Below are 16,283 nucleotides of genomic sequence, written 5' to 3' on the forward strand. Positions count from 1 at the left end.
GGTCAGTTCCTTCCGTTCGCGATGTCGGTGCGCCACACCAGCCAGATGAGGACCGGGCCGCCGAGCATGGCGGTCACCAGCCCGACCGGGGCGCTGAAGGGCACGGCCGCGGCGAGGGCGCCGCACCCGGCCAGCAGGGCCGCGCCCGCCGCCGCCGAGGCGCCCGGCGTCGGCGTCGGGGACCCCGTCGTCAGGCGCGCGACCTGCGGGGCGAGGAGCGCGACGAACCCGATAGGCCCCACCACCGCGACGACGACGGCGACGACGCCGGTCGCCGCGACGAGCAGCAGGGTGCGGGTGCCGCGGACGCGGACGCCGAGGGCGGACGCGGAGTCGTCGTCGTGCGCCAGCAGCGGCAGGTGCCGGCCGGCGACGAGGCCGAGCAGCGCGAAGGGCACGAGGCCGAGGATCATCGGCAGCAGCGCCTCCGTGCGCACGAAGCCCGTGGAGCCGGCCAGCCACGTCATCGCCTCCGCCGCGCGCGTGATCTTCGCGCGCACGAGCAGGAAGCCGACGAGCGCCTGGCACATCATCGACAGCGCGATGCCGACGAGGATGACCCGCCGCGAGCTGCCGAACCCGCCGAGCAGGAGCAGCAGCACCACGATGAGCGCCGCGCCCGCGACGGCGAGCCCCGCCCGCCACCAGTAGCCCGGGATGTCCGCGGCGAACGCGGGCGTGGCGACGACGGTGCCCGCCACGACGAGCACCGACGCGCCGCCCGTGACGCCCAGGACGTCCGGCGAGGCCAGGGGGTTGCGGGACATCGTCTGCGTCCACGACCCGGCCAGGCCGAGCGCGGCGCCGACGACGACGGTCGCCACCGCCGCCGGCAGGCGCAGATCCCACACGACGGTGATCGCGCGGCGATCGCCGCCGCCGGTGAGGACGTCGACGACCTCCCCCGGCGACAGCATGAGCGGGCCGAGCGCCAGCAGCGCGATGTAGCCCGCCGCGGCGATGGCCGCGAGGACCGCCACGGCGATCGCCGTGCGGCGGCGGGCGGCGCGGCGGAGTCGGTCGCGGACGGCGAGGCCGTCGGCGCCGGTGGCCGGGGCCGCCCCGGTTGCGTGGTTCACGGCCGTCACGCCGTCCTCCTTCCCCTGCGGACCGCCCAGATCATCACCGGCGCGCCGGCGATGGCCAGGACGATGGACATCTCCACCTCGCCCGGGCGCGCGACGAACCGGCCGACGATGTCGGCCGCGACGCACGCCGCCGCGCCGGCGCAGGCGGCCGCGGGCAGCAGCCGGGTCAGCGCCGGGCCGGTGAACGGCCGGACGATGTGCGGGGCGGCGAGGCCGACGAACGCGACGAGGCCGGCCGCCGCGGTGGCGGTGCCGGCGAGCGCGACGACGACGGCCGCCGCCAGGGCGCGCGCCGACCGGGGCGAGACGCCGAGGGAGCGGGCGGAGTCCTCGCCCATCTCCAGCAGGTCCAGCGGCCGCGCCGCGGCGGCGGCCAGCGCGAGCCCGACGAGCAGGCCGATGCCGGCGAGCGCCGCCTCCGGCATGTCGCGGCCGATGGTCGAGCCGACGGTCCACATGCGCATGCCCTGCAGCGCGGAGCTCGTGTGCAGCGACATCATGTTCGTCGCCGCCTGCAGCGCGAACGTCAGGCCGACGCCGACGAGGATGAAGGTCAGCGGGTCCCGGGTGCGCCGGGAGATGAGCACGACGACGGCGGCCGCGGCCGCGGCGCCCACGAGGCCGAGCATGGCGCGGGAGGTCTGCGTCGCGCCGACGCCGGCGACGAGGCCGACGGCGACGGCGAAGGCCGCGCCGGCGTTGACGCCGATGATGCCGGGGTCGGCGAGGCGGTTGCCCGTCCACGACTGCGCCACGGCGCCGGCGACGGCCAGCGACGCGCCGACCGCGGCGGCCAGCAGCGTCCGCGGGACGCGCAGATCCCAGACGATGTGGTGCGTCGGGATGCCCCCGGTGGCGGGCGCGGCCGCGCCGCCGTCGCCCCCGGGGCCGGCGAGCAGCGCGGAGACGACGTCGCCCGGCGGCGTCGGCTTCGCGCCGAGCAGCACGGAGGCGGCCAGCAGCGCGGCCAGGACGAGGGCCGCCGCCGCGTACGTCGCCGCGCGGCGGCCCCGGGTCACAGCTCCTGCTTGATCTGGTCGATGACCCACGGGATGGTGACCGGGTTCGGCATGCTCATGGCGTTGCCGACGTCCTCGGACAGGAACTTCACGCGGCCGTCCTTGACCACGTCGAGGTTCATGAAGGTGTCGTCCTGCTTCAGCGCGTCGACGGCGCCCTTGTAGTCGAGGACGAAGAGGTGCTCGACGTCGTTGAGGACGTCGTACTCCTCCAGCGCGATGTCGCGGTAGAAGGTCTCCGGGTCCGGGCCCTCGATGGACTCGGGGATGGTGAAGCCGAGGCTCTCGATGAACTGGCCGCGGCCGTCGCCGGAGGTGTAGATGCCGATCTTGCCCTCGTAGGGCATGACGATGGCGGCGGTGTCGCCCTGCAGGTCCCCGTGCTCCTTGCGGAAGTTCTCGAAGTCGGCCTCGGTCTCCGTGATGAGCTCCTCGCCCTTCTCCTCCTCGCCGACGGCGGCGGCGATGGCGCGGACCTGGTCCGGCCACGGGATCTGCCAGTCGACGGTGCCCTCGGGCTTCACGGTGGTCGGCGCGATGTCGTTGAGGGCCTTCTCGGCCTGCTCGTCGACGGCGTTGTTGACCGCGATGATCTGGGTCGGGTCGGCGGCGGCGATGGTCTCCAGCACCTCGGCGGAGAAGCCGCGGCCCGCGTTGTCGACGCCCTCCGGCGGGTTGTCGCCGAGCAGCGGCTCGGCCCACGGGCCGACGTGGGACGGGCCGACGTCGCCCGGGGAGCCCCAGGTGGCGACGAGGACGGGCTCCTTGCCCAGGGCGAGCAGCGTGTCGCCGTCGCCGAGGCCGACGGCGGCGATGCGCTCGTCCGCCGCGCCGCCGGCGGTCTCCCCGCCGCCGGCCTCGCCGCCCTCGCCGCGGCTGCAGCCGGTGAGCGCCAGCGCGCCCGCGAGCAGCACGGCCGCGACCTTCCTTCCGGAGCCTCCGAGCCTCATCCGTTTTCCTTTCCGCACGATTGGCTGGTGACATCGATTCGTGCTTACCTTAGGCTTGCCTTGTTCGCACTATCCGTATCGCCGTCGGGGTGAACGCCGCAAACGGGGCCGGTCGCCGGGCCGGGCCCCGCGCCGCCGCACCCCGGCCCCGACGCTGTTCCCGAGACGACCCCGAGGAGAGGCCAGATGACGACGACCCGCCGCCGCGGAGACCGCACGCCCGCACTCGACGAGCGCCGCATCGCCACCGAATGGGCGGGCGCCTCCGAGGGCGCGGTGGAGTCCCTCCTGGCGTCGGCCCGCGAGGCCGGCGGCCCGGTGTGGGGCCCCGACGGCGACCGGGCGACGTTCCTGTGGCGGGTGCCGGCGGGCGAGGACCCGGACGCGCCGGTGCACCTGTTCGTCAACCGCGTCACCGACAAGGACCGCCACGAGCTGGGCATGATGCGCCGCGTTCCGGGCACCCGCCTGCTGGTGCGGACGCTGGAGCTGTCGCCGACCCTGCGCGCCTCCTACGGCTTCGCCGCGGGCCGCGACGCCAGGCGCCGCGGCGGCCCGCGCACGGGCCCCGCCCCGACGCGGCTGGATCCGCTGAACCCGCTGCCGCCGGTGGCGCGTGACGACGGGGGCCAGGGGCTCTCGGTCCTCCGCGGGCCCCTGTCCCCGCCGCAGGAGGAGTGGGAGCAGCGCGACGCGCGGCCGGTGCTGCGCGGCATGGTGCTCGACGAGCGGCTGCCGCTCGACGCGGGCCCGGCGGGCCGCCCGCTGCGCGATTGCGTCCTCTACCTGCCGTCGCCGGACGACGCGGCGGGGCCGGTGCCGCTGCTGGTGCTGTTCGACGCGGAGGACTGGTTCGGCCGCATGAGCCTGCCGCGTGCCCTGGAGCACGCCGTGTCCGCGGGGCGCATCCCGCCGGTGGCGGTCCTCGGCGTCGCCAACCCGGGCCGCGGCACCCGCGTCGCCTCCCTCGGCGCCAATGACGCGTTCCTCGCCTCCGTGGCGGGGAGGGCGACGTCGTGGGCGGAGACGGTCGCCGCCTCCCGCGGGGTGCTGCTCGCCGGCCGGGGCGGGCGATTCCTGGCCGGCCAGAGCCTCGGCGGCCTGTCCGCCCTGCGCGCGGCGATCACCGGCGAGGGCGGCTACGGCGGCGTCATCGCCCAGTCCCCCTCGGTGTGGTGGACGCCGGACGGCCGGTCGACGCCTGCGGACCTCGGCTCCCGGGAGGTCGACTGGATCACGGCGGAGGCGGCGCGCCGCGCGCTGCCGGATCGCCCGGCGAAGGTGCGCATCCAGGTCGGCTGCCGCGAGGGGCTCATGCTGCCGCGGGCGCACGCCGCCGACCAGACGCTGCGCGGCCGGGGCGTCGACAGCACCGTCTCCGTCTACGACGGAGGCCACGATCTGGCCTGGTGGCGCGGCGGGCTCATCGACGCGCTGGCGGAGCTGGTCTAGTGCCGGCCGCCGCACGGCGCCGCGTCCCCCTCCCGGCCCTCGCCCTCCTCGTCGCCGCCTTCCTCGCCCTGTCCCTGTTCGCGGGGGCGATGCTCGGCGTGCGCGAAGCGGGCTTCGCCGAGACGCTGCGCGCGATTCCCGACGGGATCCGCTGGGCCGCCTCCCCGGAGTTCGCCGAGCACGGCGGCGCCGGGGAGCTGTCCATCCTCATCGGCCACGGCCGCATCCCGCGGACCGTCCTCGCGGCGCTGGCCGGGGCGTGCCTCGGCGCGGCGGGCGCCCTCATCCAGGGCCACACCCGCAATCCGCTGGCGGACCCCGGCCTGCTGGGCGTCAACGCCGGGGCGGCGGCCGCCGTCGCCGCGGCGGTGTTCCTGGGGTGGGCGTCCGACCCGGCGTCGTTCGTCGTCCCGGCGTTCGCCGGGGCGCTGGCGGCGACGGCGCTCATCCTCGCGCTGTCGTCGTCCGGCCCGCTGGCCGACGGGCCCGTCGCGCTCGTCCTCGCCGGCATGGCGGTCGGCGCGGCGCTCATGGCCGTCGTCAACATCCTGGTGCTGCACAGCTCGACGGCGCTGGACGCGATGCGCGACTGGGCCACCGGCTCCGTCGCCGGCCGCGACCTGTCCGTCGCCGCCGCGTGCGCCGTCCCCGGCGCCGCCGCCCTCCTGCTGGCGCTGGCGCTCGGCCGGCCCCTGAACCTGCTGGGCCTCGGCGAGGACGTCGCCCGCTCCCTCGGCGCCCCCGTGCGCCTGTACCGGGCGGGCGTCCTCCTCGCCGTCTCGCTGCTCGGCGCCGTCGCCGTCGCCTGCGCCGGCCCCGTGTCCTTCATCGGGCTCGCGGCGCCCCACATGACGCGGGCGCTCGCCGGCGCCGACTACCGGGCCGTCATCCCCGCCGCGATGGTCGTCGGGGCGGGGCTCGCGGTGTGGGCCGACGTCCTCGGCCGCGTCATCGCCCGGCCCGGGGAGCTGGCCATGGGCGTCGTCCTCGCCATCGTCGGCGTCCCGTTCTTCGTGTGGCTCGTGCGGTCGGGCCGGGTCCGGGGCGCGCTGTGAGCGCCGGGACGCGCGCCGTCCGCGCCGGCGGCCTGAGCCTGCGGCTGAGCCCCCGGCCGCTGGCGTGCGGCGTCGCGGGGCTGGGGCTGCTGGTGCTCGTCGCCGCGGCGTCGATGACGCTCGGCGACTATCCCCTCCCCCTTCCCCGGGTGCTCGCCGTCCTCGCCGGCGGCGGCGACGAGATCGACCGGACCGTCGTCACGCGGATCCGCGCGGGCCGGGCGGTGGTCGCGGCGGCGGTCGGCGCGGCGCTGGGGCTCGCGGGCGCGCTGACACAATCCGTGGCCCGCAATCCGCTGGCCAGCCCCGATATCCTCGGCGTGCCGCAGGGCGCCGCGCTCGCCGCCGTCGCCGCGATCGTGCTCGGCGGCCCGGGCATCGCCGCGGCGTTCGGCGGACTCGGCCTCGTCGGGGCGGCGCTGGCCGGCGCGATCGCCTCCGGCGCCGCCGTGTGGCTCCTCGCCGGCGTCGGCCGCTCCGGCATGACGCAGGTGGTGCTCATCGGCGTCGGCGCGTCGGTGTTCCTGTCGGGCCTGACGACGTGGCTGCTCGCCATCGCGTCCCTCGACCAGGCGGCGGAGGCGCGGCTCTGGCTCACCGGCTCCCTGGCCGGGCGGGACTGGGACCAGGCGTGGCCGCCGCTGGCCGCGCTGGCCGCCGTCGTCGCCTGCGCCGGCTGGCTCGCCCGGCAGCTGGAGGGACTGGCGCTCGGCGAGGACGTCGCTCACTCCCTCGGCGTCCCCGTCCGCGTCGCGCAGGCCGCGCAGCTGCTCGCCGCCGTCGCCCTGACGGCGCTGGCGGTGTCGGCGGCGGGCCCCATCGGCTTCATCGCCTTCGTCGTCCCGCAGCTCGCCCGGCTCGCCGCGGGCCTGCCGGCGCCGCCGCTGCTGCTGTCGGCGATCCTCGGGGCGCTGCTGCTGTCCGCCGCCGACCTCGCCGCCCGCGCGCTGCTGCCGTGGGAGCTGCCCGTCGGCGTCGTCACCGTCCTCGCCGGCGCGCCCGCCCTGCTCGCCGTCGTCGTCCACGTCCACCGGAAGGCCACCCGATGACCGACACGCCCCGCCTCCGCCTCCGCGGCGTCTCCGCCGGCTACGGCGGCGACCCCGTCGTCGACGGCGTCGACCTCGACGTCCCCGTCGGGGCGGTGACGACGCTCATCGGCCCCAACGGCTGCGGCAAGTCCACCCTCCTGAAGGCCGTCGCCGGGCTGCTGCCCCACGGCGGCGAGGTGCTGCTGGACGACGAGCCGGTCCGCGATCTGCCCCGCCGCGACCGCGCCCGCCGCCTGTCCATGCTCCCCCAGGCGCCCGTCGCCCCCGAGGGACTCACCGTCCGGCAGCTCGTCGGCCGCGGCCGGCACCCGCACCAGTCGTGGCTGCGGCAGTGGTCGGAGGCCGACGAGGAGGCGGTCGCGGAGGCGCTGGCCCGCACCGGGGCGGAGGCCATCGCCGACCGGCCCGTGCGTGCCCTGTCCGGCGGCCAGCGCCAGCGCGCCTGGATCGCTATGTCCCTGGCGCAGGGGGCGCCGACGATGCTCCTCGACGAGCCGACGACCTACCTCGATCTCGCCCACGCCGTCGAGGTGCTGCGGCTCGTGCGGGGGCTGCGCGACGACCGCGGCGACACCATCGTCATGGTGCTCCACGACCTCAACCTCGCCGCCCGCTACTCCGACGCACTCGTCGCGCTGGACCGCACCGGCCGCGTGGCGGCGGCCGGGGCGCCGGGCGAGGTGCTGACGGAGCGGACGCTGCTGGACGTGTTCGGGCTGGAGGCCGCGGTCCTCGAGGACCCGCATGACGGGGGCCCGCTGGTCGTCCCGCACCGGTGACGAATCCACATGCCACCTTCGCGGATAGGGTTGCCTTGCCTGCATGCGCAATGCCAGAATCTCCCGGTGACCATCCGCCCGGGCGCCGCCCGGGCCCGTCGGGAAGGAGCCCCGTGACCACCCTCAACCGCCATCGCATGCGCGCCATCCTCGCCGCGGCGGGCGTCGCCGCCCTCGCCGGCGGCGGCCTCGCCGCCTGCTCGGACGACACCGCCGGCGACGCCGCCGCGACCGCCGCCTCCGCCACCGAGGCGGCGAAGGACGCGGCCGACGGCTCCGGCGAGTCCGCGGAGTCCGGCTCCGAGGAGCAGTCCTTCCCCCGCACCGTCGAGACCCTCGACGGCAAGGGCGAGCCGACCGAGGTGACCATCGAGGCCAAGCCGGAGCGCGTCGTCAGCGCCTCCGTCTCCCTCACCGGTGCGTTGCTCGCGGTCGACGCCCCCGTCGTCGCCACGGGCGGCGGCGGCAAGGGCCCGATCTTCACGAAGGAGGAGGGCTTCGGCACCTCCTGGGCCGACGAGGCCCGCGAGGAGGGCGTCGAGTCGCTCTACCGCCTGGAGCCGAGCGCCGAGGCGATCCTCGCGCAGAAGCCCGACCTCGTCGTCATGTCCAACGTCGGCCAGGACAAGGCCACGGACATCTACGACCAGCTCGCCGGCGTCGTCCCCGTCGTCGTCATCGACTACTCCGACAAGTCCTGGCTGGACGTCACCAAGGCGGTCGGCGAGGCCACGGGCCACGCGAAGGAGGCCGAGAAGGCCATCGCCGACTACGAGGCCGCCGTCAAGGAGGCGAAGGACTCCATCACGGCCCCGGAGCAGCCGGTCAACCTCGTGTCCCTGCCGAAGGAGGGCGTGAACTTCTTCACCGCCGACTCCGCCCAGGGCCGCGTCCTCACCGACCTCGGCATCGAGGTCGCCCAGCCGTCCAAGGACCTCGCCGGCGGCACCGCCCAGGGCAAGGACCGCGGCGACGTCGTCGGCGTCGCGCCGGAGAACGTCGGCGTCGCCTTCGACGGCAAGTCCGCCTTCCTGCTGAACCTCAACGGCAAGACCACGCCGGAGACCCTGGTGAAGAAGTTCCCGGAGCTCGCCGACGCCGAGGCCGTGAAGAACGACCGCGTCTACGAGCTCCCGGGTTCCCTGTTCCGCATCGATTACTTCTCCGCCATGGAGATGGTGGAGACCCTGAAGGGGATGATGAAGTAGTCGTGGGCCGCGGAATCTCCGGCGCCGTCCTGCGCGGCCTGGGGGCGGAGGAGCGGGAGCTCCGCGTCCTCGGCCGGCGGGACATCGCGCCGCACATGGTGCGCGTCGACGTCGAGTCGGAGGGCCTCCTCCACCCGGGCGGGGAGCACCCGGGGAGCTGGATCCGGATCTGGTTCCCCGACCCCCGCGGCGGGTCCCGCGAGCATCAGCGGGGCTACACCATCGTCGACGCCGACCCGGCGACGGGGCGGTTCTCCATCGACTTCGTCGTCCACGAGCCCGCCGGGCCCGCCGCCATCTGGGCCCGCACCTGCGAGCCGGGCGACGTCGTCGTCGCCCAGCGCTACGGCGACCGGCCGATCGACCTGGGGGCCCCGGCGGCCGGCTGGCTGCTGGTCGGCGATCTCGCCGGCCTGCCCGCCATCCGCGCCGTCGCGGAGGCGATCCCCGCCGGCACCCCGGTGCGCGTGCTGCTGGAGTCCCGCGACGAGCGGGACGCCCTCGTCCCGCTGCCGGAGGGCCCGGACATCGACGTCGAGTGGATCCCGGCCTCCCCGAAGGGACGCGACATCGGCGCCGTCGTCGACGCCGGCGACTGGGACGGCTGGAGGGTCTGGGTGACCGCGGAGACCGCGACCACCCGCGCGGTCCGCCAGGCGCTGCGGAAGCGCCACGGCCTGGATCGCGACCACGTGCATTCCCAGGCCTACTGGGTCCGCGGCCGCGGCATGGGCGTCGACCGGGGCTGAGGCCGGGCCGCCCCCCGGACATGGGAAAGGCCCCCGGTCCCCGCGTGATGCGGGGCCGGGGGCCTTCGCCGTGGCCGCGCCCGGGGGCGCGGCGCCGGAGGCGAGGGGCCCTTAACGGGCCTTCTCGACGATCTCCAGCAGGCGGAAGTGCTTGTCCTTGGAGAGCGGACGGCACTCCTCGATGCGGACGCGGTCGCCGACGCCGGCGATCTCGTCCTCGTCATGCGCCTTCACCTTGGAGTTGGTGCGCATGATCTTGCCGTAGAGGGCGTGCTGCTTGCGGTCCTCGAGCTCGACGACGATGGTCTTCTGCATCTTGTCGGACACGACGTAACCGGTGCGCACCTTGCGGGCGCCGGCCTCGGTGTTGTTCATGTTCTCCTCGCTCATGCGGCATCACCGCCGGTGGGGGCGGCGGACAGGCCGAGCTCGCGCTCGCGCAGCACCGTGTAGATGCGGGCGATGTCCTTGCGGACGACGCGGAGACGGCGGTTGTTGGTCAGCTGGCCGGTGGCCATCTGGAAGCGGAGGTTGAACAGCTCCTCCTTGGACTCCTTGAGCTTGGCGACGAGCTCCTCGTCGGCCAGCGAGCGGAGCTCGTGCGCGGGAATGCCGTTCGACATCAGTACTGATCCTCCTTCCGCACGACGCGGGTCTTGCAGGGCAGCTTGGCGCCGGCGAGCTGGAGCGCCTCGAACGCCGTCTTCTCGTCCGGGTAGGACATCTCGAAGAGGATGCGGCCCGGCTTGACGTTGGCGACCCACTTCTCGACCGGGCCCTTGCCGGAGCCCATTCGCACGCCGAGCGGCTTCTGGGTCAGCGGACGGTCCGGGAAGACCTGGATCCACACCTTGCCGCCGCGCTTGACGTGGCGGTTGATGGCGATACGACCGGCCTCGATCTGGCGGTTGGTGATGTACGCCGGCTCCAGGGCCTGCAAGCCGTAGTCGCCGAACGTCACGCGGTTGCCGCCCTTGGACATGCCGGTGCGCTTCGGGCGGTGCTGGCGCCGGTACTTGACGCGCTTCGGGATGAGCATGTGACTAGCCCTCCTTCTTCTCGGACGCCCGCTGGCGGCGGTTGCCGCCGCGACGCGGACGCTCGCGGCGGCCACCGCGGTTGCGGTCGCGGCCGGCGTTCATCTCGGACTCGCGGCGCCCGCCGATGACGTCGCCCTTGTAGATCCACACCTTGACGCCGATGCGGCCGAAGGTGGTGTGGGCCTCGTGGGTGCCGTAATCGATCTCGGCGCGCAGGGTGTGCAGCGGCACGCGACCCTCGTGGTAGCGCTCGGTGCGGCCCATCTCGGCGCCGCCGAGGCGACCGGAGCACACGACCTTGATGCCCTTGACCTGCGGCTGGCGCATCGCGGACTGGATGGCCTTGCGCATCGCGCGGCGGAAGGCCACGCGGTTGGTCAGCTGCTCGGCGATCGACTGCGCGACGAGCTTGGCGTCGGCGTCGATGTTCTTGACCTCGAGGATGTTCAGCTGGACCTGCTTGCCGGTCAGCTTCTCCAGCTTGCCGCGGATGCGGTCGGCCTCGCTGCCGCGCTTGCCGATCACGATGCCGGGGCGGGCGGTGTGGATGTCGACGCGGACCCGGTCGCGGGTGCGCTCGATGACCACGTTGGAGATGCCGGCGCGCTCCAGGCCGGTGGACAGCAGATCGCGGATCTTGATGTCCTCGGCGAGGTAGTCGGCGTACTGCTTGTCGGCGTACCAGCGGGAGCGCCAGTCAGACGAGATTCCCAGCCGGAGGCCGTGGGGGTGGATTTTCTGGCCCACTACTGAGCACTTCCCTTCTGGCTCTCGACGACCACGGTGATGTGGCTCGTGCGCTTGCGGACATGGAAGGCACGGCCCTGCGCACGGGGGCGGAACCGCTTCATGGTCGGGCCCTCGTCGGCCCAGCACTCGCTCACGACGAGGCTGCGGCGATCGAGGCCGAAGTTGTTCTCGGCGTTGGCCGCGGCGGAGGCGACGACCTTGGCGATCGGCTCGGAGGCGCCCTGCGGGGCGTACTCCAGCTCGGCCAGGGCGCGGTCCACCGGGAGGCCGCGGACGGTGTCGAGCACGCGGCGGGCCTTCATCGGGGTGACCCGGACGAAGCGCGCGGTCGCGCGGGCGGAGGTGACGTTCTCGCTCATGGCTTATCGACGTCCCTTCTTGTCATCCTTGACGTGACCCTTGAAGGTCTTCGTCGGGGCGAACTCGCCCAGCTTGTGGCCGACCATCGAATCGTCGACGAACACCGGCACGTGCTTGCGGCCGTCGTGGACGGCGAAGGTGTGGCCGATGAAGTCGGGGAGAATCGTGGAGCGGCGGGACCAGGTCTTGATGACCTGCTTGGTGCCCTTCTCGTTCTGAGCATCCACCTTCGCAAGGAGGTGCTCATCGACGAACGGGCCCTTCTTCAGGCTGCGTGGCATTCTCTGTTACCTCCTTAGCGCTTCTTGGACTTGTTGGTGCGGCGGCGGCGGACGATCAGGCGGTCCGACGGGCGGTTGGGCTTGCGGGTGCGGCCCTCGGGGGTGCCCCACGGGGAGACCGGGTGGCGGCCACCCGAGGTCTTGCCCTCGCCACCGCCGTGCGGGTGGTCGACCGGGTTCATGACGACACCGCGCACGGTCGGGCGCCAGCCCTTCCAGCGCATGCGGCCGGCCTTGCCCCAGCGGACGTTGATCTGGTCCTGGTTGCCGACCTCGCCGACGGTCGCGCGGCAGCGCTGGTCGACGCGGCGGATCTCCGAGGAGGGCATGCGCAGGATGGCGTATTTGCCCTCCTTGCCCAGGAGCTGGATGGACGCGCCGGCGGAACGGGCCAGCTGCGCGCCCTTGCCCGGCTTGAGCTCGACCGCGTGGATGGTCGTACCGGTCGGGATGTTGCGCAGCGGCAGGTTGTTGCCGACCTTGATGTCCGCGTTCGGGCCCGCCTCGACGATGGTGCCCTGCTTCAGGTTCTTCGGCGCGATGATGTAGCGCTTCTCGCCGTCGGCGTAGTGCAGCAGCGCGATGTTGGCGGTGCGGTTGGGGTCGTACTCGATGTGCGCGACCTTGGCCGGCACGCCGTCCTTGTCATTGCGACGGAAGTCGATGACGCGGTACTGGCGCTTGTGGCCGCCGCCCTTGTGGCGGGTGGTGATGTGGCCGTGGACGTTGCGGCCACCGGTCTTCGACAGCGGGCGCAGCAGAGACTTCTCCGGGGTGGAGCGAGTGATCTCGCTGAACTCGGAGACGGAGCTCTGGCGGCGGCCCGGCGTAGTCGGCTTGTACTTGCGAATAGCCATACTTGTGCTTCCTTAACTTCCTCGTCGGCTCGCCCTTAGGCGGCCGAACCGCCGAAGATGTCGATGGGATCGCTGCCGGCCGCGAGAGTCACGTAGGCGCGCTTGGTGGCCTTGCGCTGACCGTAACCGGTGCGGGTGCGCTTGCGCTTGCCCTGCCGGTTGGCGGTGTTCACGCCGGCGACCTTCACGCCGAAGATCTCCTGGACCGCGATCTTGATCTGGGTCTTGTTCGCGTCGGGGCGGACCAGGAACGTGTAGACGTTCTGCTCCATCTGCCCGTAGGACTTCTCCGACACGACCGGGGCGAGGATGATGTCCCGGGGATCGGCGATGGTGGCCATTACTTCTCCTCCTCGGCGGCGCCGGCGGCCCGCTGGACGAACGCGTTGAGCGCCTGGACGGCGAACACGACGTCGTCGGACTTCAGCACGTCGTAGGTGTTGAGCTGGTCCTCGGCCAGGGCCTGGACGTTCGGCAGGTTGTTGACCGACTTCCAGGCGGCGACGTCCTCGCGCGGGAGGACGACCAGCACGTTGCGGCGGGTGGTCAGGCGCTCGATGAAGGCGCGCGCCGACTTCGTCGACGGGGTCTGGCCGGCCACGAGCTCCTCGACCACGTGGATGCGGTCGTGGCGGGCGCGGTCGGACAGGGCGCCGCGGAGGGCGGCGGCCTTCATCTTCTTCGGGGTGCGCTGCGAGTAGTCGCGCGGGACGCGGCCGTGGACGATGCCGCCGCCGGTCCAGTGCGGGGCGCGGGTCGAGCCCTGGCGGGCGCGGCCGGTGCCCTTCTGGCGCCACGGCTTGCGGCCGCCGCCGGAGACCTCGCCGCGGGTCTTCGTCTTGTGCGTGCCCTGGCGGGCCGCGGCCAGCTGGGCCACGACGACCTGGTGCATGAGGGCCTTCGACACCTCGGCGTCGAACACCTCGGCGGGCAGGTCCACCGTGCCGTTCACGCCGCCGTCGGCGACGTGGACGTCGAGCTTGAGGTTCGTCATGCGTGAGCACCACCCTTCACAGCGGTCTTGACGACCAGGAGGCCGCCGCGGACGCCCGGAACCGCGCCCTTGATGAGCAGCAGGTTGGAGTCGGCGTCGATCTTCTGGATCTTCAGGTTCTGGGTCGTGACCCGGTCATTGCCCATGCGGCCGGCCATGCGCTTGCCGCGGAACACGCGTCCCGGGGTGGCGCAGCCGCCGATGCCGCCGACGCGGCGGTGGGCGGCCTGGTTGCCGTGGGCGGCGCCCTGGCCGGCGAAGCCGTGGCGCTTCATGGCGCCGGCGAAGCCCTTGCCCTTGGTGGTGCCGGTGACGTCGACGAACTCGATGTCGCCGAAGACGTCCACGCCCACCGTCTGGCCGACCTCGTAGGAGGAGGCGTCCGGGGTCCGGATCTCCGCCACGTGGCGGAGCGGGGTCACGCCGGCCTTCTGGAAGTGGCCGGTCTGGGGCTTGTTGACCTTGCGCGGGTCGATCTCGCCGTAGGCGATCTGGACGGCGTCGTAGCCGTCCTTCTCCTTCGTGCGCACCTGGGTCACGACGCAGGGCCCGGCCTCGACGACGGTCACCGGGACGACCCGGTTCTCCTCGTCGAAGACCTGGGTCATGCCGAGCTTCGTGCCCAGGATGCCCTTGATCTCGTTTTCACTCATTTATCTAGTCTCCGCTGCCGTATCCGGGCTCACTGAATGTTGACGTCGACGCTGGCCGGGAGGTCGATGCGCATGAGGGCATCGACCGTCTTCGGCGTCGGGTCGAGAATGTCGATCAGGCGCTTGTGGGTGCGCATCTCGAAGTGCTCGCGCGAGTCCTTGTACTTGTGCGGCGAGCGGATGACGCAGTACACGTTCTTTTCGGTGGGCAACGGCACCGGGCCCACGATGCGGGCACCCGTGCGGGTGACCGTCTCGACGATCTTGCGCGCAGACGCGTCGATCGCCTCGTGGTCGTAGGCCTTCAGCCTGATGCGGATCTTCTGTCCCGCCACGCTTGTCCTCTCCTCGGTCGCGCCCCGCGGGGCGTTTCCTCTTCCCTATTCGACTGTGGCGCCGCAGTTGCCGGTCATGGCTCCCAGCGCCAACGTCGAGGGGCTAGTCGTTCGCTTGGTGTCGTGCGGTACGTCGTCACGTGCCACGGCGCGTGAACAGCCGTGACATCGAGAGTGGACGCGCCGTCGCGGCCCCGCGGGGCCGGACTCCGGCGTCGACTCGCCCGGGCGAAGAGGCCCTCCCCTGATGGGTGGCGGGCTCATCGTCCTGCTGCCGCTGTTCATTTGCCATGACCCGCGACTCCGGTACCCGCACCCGGGCGTGTCGTACGCACCGGACGCGTGAAAACCGTGCCGAATCCCCCTTCCCGGTGCTCCGGGCGGGTTCGTCGACGTCGGGTTCATGCTCGCCTTGCCAGCGGCGCATCCCCCGCCCCCGTCGGTTCCCATCGGGCCTGTCCGGGCGTGCGGCGATGTCGCCGTGTCAAAGCAACCTCCGTATTTAAACACGGGGCCGCCGCCAGGGCAAATCCCGCCCGGGGCGACCTCCGTCATGTTTCCGCCGCGCCCGGGGTGCGCGTCCCCTCCCAGCCGGCGCCGCCCCCGCATGCGCGTGACGACGGCACCCGCGCCAACCGGGAACCGTCGCAACGCAATCGACGGACGACCGGCCGCAGGCGCGGCCATGCGATAGGCGCGAACGAAGAATGAAACCTTCAGGCGATAGGGTCACATGATGGTAAAGAAACCTCCCCCGCACTGGAAATGCCGTTAACCGCGGCGGATGATGGACGGTGGGCCACCCGCCGGGCGGCCCCGACGAACCGAATCCCGTTTCCAGTGAGGAGCAGCCAGATGGCCGAGAACAAGAAGAACACCGCGACCGCCGTCGACAAGGTCGAGGACAAGGCCCCCGTGAAGTCGGACCTCATCACCGATCAGGGCCGCACCGTCATCGAGGACGTCGTCGTCACCAAGATCGCCGGCATCGCGACCCGCGAGGTCACCGGCGTCCACGACCTGGGCGGCGGCGCGGCCCGCTTCGTCGGCGCCATGCGCGAGCGCATCCCGGGCGGCTCCGTCAACGTCCAGCAGGGCATCTCCGTCGAGGTCGGCGAGTACGAGGCCGCCGTCGACGTCGCCGTCGTCGCCGAGTACGGCGTCGCCATCCACGAGCTGGCCGAGGCCATCCGCCGCAACATCATCCAGTCCGTCGAGCGCATGACCGGCCTGTCCGTCACCGAGGTCAACGTCACCGTCCACGACGTCCACCTCGAGGGCGACGACAACGAGGACGAGGACGACGAGGCCGAGGCCCCGGCCCCGCGCGTCCAGTAGCCATGCCCGACCGGCTCGAAGCCGACCGGGCCCAGGCCGTCGCCGCCGCCGTCGGGGAGCTGCCGCAGGTCGCGGAACTCTCCGGCGGCCGCTTCGGCGAGGTCGGCCTGCTGTACCCCCGCCGCCGCGTCACCGGCCTCCGCGAGGTCGACCGGGGCGCCCGGCTGGAGGTGCACGTCGTCCTCCGCGTCGACGTCGGGGCCCCGCGCCCCCTGCAGGAGGATCTCGACGCCGTCCGCGCCGCCGCCGTCCGCGCCCTCGGGCCGGACGCCGCCGGCCGGGCCGTCGACGTGATCCTCGCCGACGTCGTCGCCGCCTGACCC

Annotated in this window: 22 protein-coding genes; 8 read left to right on the forward strand and 14 right to left on the reverse strand. The window is 73.4% G+C overall.

Annotated elements, in window-relative coordinates; translation table 11 throughout:
* Nucleotides 1-2 precede the first annotated feature (2 nt).
* The 3 genes from QQS41_RS05175 to QQS41_RS05185 are packed head-to-tail and all read right to left on the reverse strand — an operon-like array spanning nucleotide 3 to nucleotide 3,057.
* A complete protein-coding gene (locus tag QQS41_RS05175; protein ID WP_448851586.1) occupies nucleotides 3-1,088 on the reverse strand; it encodes a FecCD family ABC transporter permease in 1,086 nt (361 codons plus the stop codon).
* Nucleotides 1,085-2,107: a FecCD family ABC transporter permease gene (locus tag QQS41_RS05180; RefSeq protein WP_448851587.1), complete on the reverse strand. Its 1,023-nt coding sequence runs from the start codon at nucleotides 2,105-2,107 to the stop codon at nucleotides 1,085-1,087. Before QQS41_RS05180 ends, QQS41_RS05175 begins: the two co-directional genes overlap by 4 nt.
* Complete coding sequence (locus QQS41_RS05185) at nucleotides 2,104-3,057, reverse strand: ABC transporter substrate-binding protein (RefSeq protein ID WP_448851588.1); 954 nt, start codon at nucleotides 3,055-3,057, stop codon at nucleotides 2,104-2,106. The genes QQS41_RS05180 and QQS41_RS05185 overlap by 4 nt, the downstream gene beginning before the upstream one ends.
* A 186-nt stretch (nucleotides 3,058-3,243) precedes the next feature.
* Between QQS41_RS05185 and QQS41_RS05190 the strand changes: the two genes are divergently transcribed.
* The 6 genes from QQS41_RS05190 (at nucleotide 3,244) to QQS41_RS05215 (ending at nucleotide 9,352) form a co-directional block, all read left to right on the forward strand.
* Nucleotides 3,244-4,509, forward strand: coding sequence for an alpha/beta hydrolase-fold protein (locus QQS41_RS05190; protein WP_448851589.1), 1,266 nt, complete (start codon nucleotides 3,244-3,246; stop codon nucleotides 4,507-4,509).
* Complete coding sequence (locus QQS41_RS05195; RefSeq protein ID WP_448851590.1) at nucleotides 4,509-5,564, forward strand: FecCD family ABC transporter permease; 1,056 nt, start codon at nucleotides 4,509-4,511, stop codon at nucleotides 5,562-5,564. The genes QQS41_RS05190 and QQS41_RS05195 overlap by 1 nt, the downstream gene beginning before the upstream one ends.
* Entirely contained in the window at nucleotides 5,561-6,613 is a 1,053-nt protein-coding gene (locus QQS41_RS05200; RefSeq protein WP_448851591.1) for a FecCD family ABC transporter permease, read from the forward strand. Before QQS41_RS05195 ends, QQS41_RS05200 begins: the two co-directional genes overlap by 4 nt.
* The gene (locus QQS41_RS05205; RefSeq protein ID WP_448851592.1) at nucleotides 6,610-7,395 is read left to right on the forward strand and encodes an ABC transporter ATP-binding protein; all 786 of its coding nucleotides are present in this window, start codon (nucleotides 6,610-6,612) and stop codon (nucleotides 7,393-7,395) included. The genes QQS41_RS05200 and QQS41_RS05205 overlap by 4 nt, the downstream gene beginning before the upstream one ends.
* A gap of 113 nt (nucleotides 7,396-7,508) precedes the next feature.
* Nucleotides 7,509-8,603, forward strand: coding sequence for a Fe2+-enterobactin ABC transporter substrate-binding protein (gene fepB, locus QQS41_RS05210; RefSeq protein WP_448851593.1), 1,095 nt, complete (start codon nucleotides 7,509-7,511; stop codon nucleotides 8,601-8,603).
* A 2-nt stretch (nucleotides 8,604-8,605) separates the two neighbouring features.
* Nucleotides 8,606-9,352: a siderophore-interacting protein gene (locus QQS41_RS05215; protein WP_448851594.1), complete on the forward strand. Its 747-nt coding sequence runs from the start codon at nucleotides 8,606-8,608 to the stop codon at nucleotides 9,350-9,352.
* A gap of 111 nt (nucleotides 9,353-9,463) precedes the next feature.
* Here the strand turns inward: QQS41_RS05215 and rpsQ are convergent, their stop codons facing one another.
* The 11 genes from rpsQ to rpsJ are packed head-to-tail and all read right to left on the reverse strand — an operon-like array spanning nucleotide 9,464 to nucleotide 14,622.
* The gene (rpsQ, locus tag QQS41_RS05220) at nucleotides 9,464-9,742 is read right to left on the reverse strand and encodes a 30S ribosomal protein S17 (protein WP_448851595.1); all 279 of its coding nucleotides are present in this window, start codon (nucleotides 9,740-9,742) and stop codon (nucleotides 9,464-9,466) included.
* Nucleotides 9,739-9,975, reverse strand: coding sequence for a 50S ribosomal protein L29 (gene rpmC / locus QQS41_RS05225; RefSeq protein WP_448851596.1), 237 nt, complete (start codon nucleotides 9,973-9,975; stop codon nucleotides 9,739-9,741). Before rpmC ends, rpsQ begins: the two co-directional genes overlap by 4 nt.
* Nucleotides 9,975-10,391 (reverse strand): 50S ribosomal protein L16, encoded by a 417-nt coding sequence (gene rplP, locus QQS41_RS05230; protein WP_448851597.1) that lies wholly within the window; start codon nucleotides 10,389-10,391, stop codon nucleotides 9,975-9,977. The genes rpmC and rplP overlap by 1 nt, the downstream gene beginning before the upstream one ends.
* A gap of 4 nt (nucleotides 10,392-10,395) precedes the next feature.
* Entirely contained in the window at nucleotides 10,396-11,139 is a 744-nt protein-coding gene (gene rpsC, locus QQS41_RS05235) for a 30S ribosomal protein S3 (RefSeq protein WP_448851598.1), read from the reverse strand.
* On the reverse strand, nucleotides 11,139-11,501 hold the full coding sequence (rplV, locus tag QQS41_RS05240; protein WP_448851599.1) for a 50S ribosomal protein L22: 363 nt from the start codon (nucleotides 11,499-11,501) through the stop codon (nucleotides 11,139-11,141). Before rplV ends, rpsC begins: the two co-directional genes overlap by 1 nt.
* 3 nt (nucleotides 11,502-11,504) lie before the next feature.
* Nucleotides 11,505-11,783, reverse strand: coding sequence for a 30S ribosomal protein S19 (gene rpsS, locus QQS41_RS05245; RefSeq protein ID WP_005509882.1), 279 nt, complete (start codon nucleotides 11,781-11,783; stop codon nucleotides 11,505-11,507).
* A gap of 14 nt (nucleotides 11,784-11,797) precedes the next feature.
* Complete coding sequence (gene rplB / locus QQS41_RS05250) at nucleotides 11,798-12,640, reverse strand: 50S ribosomal protein L2 (RefSeq protein WP_448851600.1); 843 nt, start codon at nucleotides 12,638-12,640, stop codon at nucleotides 11,798-11,800.
* Nucleotides 12,641-12,675: 35 nt separating this feature from the next.
* On the reverse strand, nucleotides 12,676-12,981 hold the full coding sequence (gene rplW, locus QQS41_RS05255; RefSeq protein ID WP_448851601.1) for a 50S ribosomal protein L23: 306 nt from the start codon (nucleotides 12,979-12,981) through the stop codon (nucleotides 12,676-12,678).
* Nucleotides 12,981-13,634, reverse strand: a complete 654-nt coding sequence (gene rplD / locus QQS41_RS05260) for a 50S ribosomal protein L4 (RefSeq protein WP_448851602.1) — start codon at nucleotides 13,632-13,634, stop codon at nucleotides 12,981-12,983. Before rplD ends, rplW begins: the two co-directional genes overlap by 1 nt.
* Nucleotides 13,631-14,287 (reverse strand): 50S ribosomal protein L3, encoded by a 657-nt coding sequence (gene rplC, locus QQS41_RS05265; RefSeq protein ID WP_448851603.1) that lies wholly within the window; start codon nucleotides 14,285-14,287, stop codon nucleotides 13,631-13,633. Before rplC ends, rplD begins: the two co-directional genes overlap by 4 nt.
* 29 nt (nucleotides 14,288-14,316) lie before the next feature.
* Entirely contained in the window at nucleotides 14,317-14,622 is a 306-nt protein-coding gene (gene rpsJ / locus QQS41_RS05270) for a 30S ribosomal protein S10 (protein WP_007318892.1), read from the reverse strand.
* A gap of 855 nt (nucleotides 14,623-15,477) precedes the next feature.
* Here rpsJ and QQS41_RS05275 point away from each other — a divergent pair.
* Complete coding sequence (locus QQS41_RS05275) at nucleotides 15,478-15,960, forward strand: Asp23/Gls24 family envelope stress response protein (RefSeq protein WP_448851604.1); 483 nt, start codon at nucleotides 15,478-15,480, stop codon at nucleotides 15,958-15,960.
* Nucleotides 15,961-15,962: 2 nt separating this feature from the next.
* On the forward strand, nucleotides 15,963-16,280 hold the full coding sequence (locus QQS41_RS05280; RefSeq protein ID WP_448851605.1) for a hypothetical protein: 318 nt from the start codon (nucleotides 15,963-15,965) through the stop codon (nucleotides 16,278-16,280).
* Nucleotides 16,281-16,283 lie beyond the last annotated feature (3 nt).

This window comes from Corynebacterium sp. 335C, from assembly GCF_053525695.1.